Source organism: Natronoflexus pectinivorans (genome assembly GCF_004345615.1).
Classification (GTDB): Bacteria; Bacteroidota; Bacteroidia; order Bacteroidales; family Marinilabiliaceae; genus Natronoflexus; species Natronoflexus pectinivorans.
In genome coordinates, this window is record NZ_SLWK01000037.1 from 1 (window position 1) to 2,281 (window position 2,281).

1 protein-coding gene is annotated in these 2,281 nt (G+C 33.1%); it reads left to right on the forward strand.

Annotation, left to right across the window (positions count from 1 at the left end):
• Positions 1-133 precede the first annotated feature (133 nt).
• Positions 134-2,062 (forward strand): ATP-dependent DNA helicase, encoded by a 1,929-nt coding sequence (locus tag EV194_RS16785; protein ID WP_132435697.1) that lies wholly within the window; start codon positions 134-136, stop codon positions 2,060-2,062.
• Positions 2,063-2,281 lie beyond the last annotated feature (219 nt).

Sequence of the window (2,281 nt, forward strand, 5' to 3'; positions counted from 1 at the left end):
TGCTTACATTGACGTTTGTGCTCCGCATAAATTTCTGTGTCGGCCGATAATTCTGACTCCCGAAGCCCCCAACATTTCATATATGTGACCGTTAGTGGCAAGCATAAAAGAACCACAGTGCAAATAATAAACTATGCCGATAATAATTGATAACATAGAATTAGACGAAACAAATGTTGAATTCAATTATGCTTCTGACTTTGTAAAGCATACAGATAAGCTTGTTTATTTGACTGGTAAAGCAGGTACAGGTAAAACTACTTTTCTAAAATACCTACGAGAGACAACTAAAAAAAATACTGTAATTCTTGCTCCTACAGGAGTAGCAGCAGTAAATGCAGGTGGACAAACAATACATTCTTTTTTTCAAATCAGACCAAGTGTTTATGTTCCAAATGATAAAAGGTTGAGGACTAAAGCAGATTTGAATGACTCTGACCGTAGTACCATATTTGACCATTTTAAATATTTTAAAGAGAAATTGGAGATTATTAGAGGTATGGAACTTCTGATAATTGACGAAATCTCAATGGTTCGGTGTGATTTAATTGATGTGGTAGATAAGTTACTTCGTGTTTTCAGGAGAAAGGAAAATTTACCTTTTGGAGGTGTTCAAGTTATTTTAATTGGAGACACTTTTCAATTAGCACCCATTGCAAGACCTGACGAATGGAACATTCTGAAAGAGTTTTATTCAACTGAATTTTTCTTTGGTTCGAAAATAATTGAGAATAATAAGCCTGTTTACATCGAATTAAAGAAAATCTATCGACAAAATGAGCAAGAATTCATAGACCTTTTAAACAGAGTTCGCGTAAATCAGGTTACCGCAAATGAATTAGGAATTTTAAACTCTAAGTTTAATCCAACGTTCTCGCCTGAAAATGGCTCTAATTACATTACGCTCGCAACTCATAATAAGATAGTAGATAGTACAAACCTTACCAAATTAGCCAAATTAGAAACAGAGTTAAAACTTTTTGAAGCTACAGTTACAGGAACTTTCCCTGAAAACATAATGCCAACTGAAAGAATCTTACAACTCAAGCAAGGCGCTCAAATTATGTTCATCAAGAATGACAGAGCGAAAAGATACTTTAATGGAAAGATTGCAAAAATAAAATCAATAGAAGACAATGCCATAATTGTTGAGTTTTCCGAAGGAAATGAAATAACAGTCGAAAAACAGGAATGGGAAAACATAAGATACAAATGGAATGACGAGGAAAAGAAAATTGAAGAAGAAATAATTGGAACATTTACTCAGTTTCCAATCAAATTAGCCTGGGCGATTACTGTTCATAAAAGCCAAGGACTGACATTTGAAAAAGTCATTGCAGACTTAGGTGCTGCGTTTGCATCAGGGCAAGTTTATGTTGCTTTAAGCCGTTGCACAACTTTTAATGGACTGGTTTTAAAGACTAAAATCCATAACAATGCTATAAAAACTGACCCTAATGTTTTAAGCTTTGCACAAAACGAAACTCCAAGTACATTGATTGTTCAAGAATTAAATGCAGGTAAAGCTGACTTTTATTATAAAAAGTCAAGAGAAGCTGTGCAGAACTATGATTTCAATGCAGCTTACGAAAACTTTATTCAAGCAATAAAATATAGGAATGACGTTGAAACAAGAGGATTTAAAAAATATTTTATCACAATTGCTTCAAGAATTTCTTCATTTAAAAACAAATATCAAGGACTTAAAGACACACATGAAGAATTAGCTAAAATCAAGACGGAAATTGAAAACACAAATAATGAATTGTTAAAGGAAAATTCTGAAAACTTTGCCAAAATTAGCAAGCAGAATGATTCAATAAAACTATTACTTGATAAAACAAAGGAGTTTGAAAAGTTGACGAATCAGCAAGAGGGTGAATTAAAGGATTTAGTTGATAAAGTAAACAACCAAGAAAAGACAATTGAGGACAAAGAATCAATTATTCAACAACAGAAAAAAGCGATTACGGAATTAGAACAAATACTAAGGGTTAAAGAGAATGAAATAATTAGATTAAAGAATTTAAAATGGCATCAAAAATTACTTGGGAAGAAATAATGCCAGCCACTAACATCGTGTATAGTGCATTTGGCGGATAGTGCTAATTTCAAGGGCGTTACATCTGAAAAACTTTGTAACGGTTCGACAGGAAAGTGCTTCGAATCGCCAAACGACACCATACACGTAACCGTTATGCGCAATTGAACCAAAAAAACACGCACATTTGTTCTGATTATTTCCGAACTATTATTATCTTTGTCATTGAATCATCAAAAA

Coding starts and splice junctions, on each gene's coding strand:
- EV194_RS16785 (WP_132435697.1), top strand. CDS start 134: ATGCCGATAATAATTGATAACATAGAATTAGACGAAACAAATGTTGAA.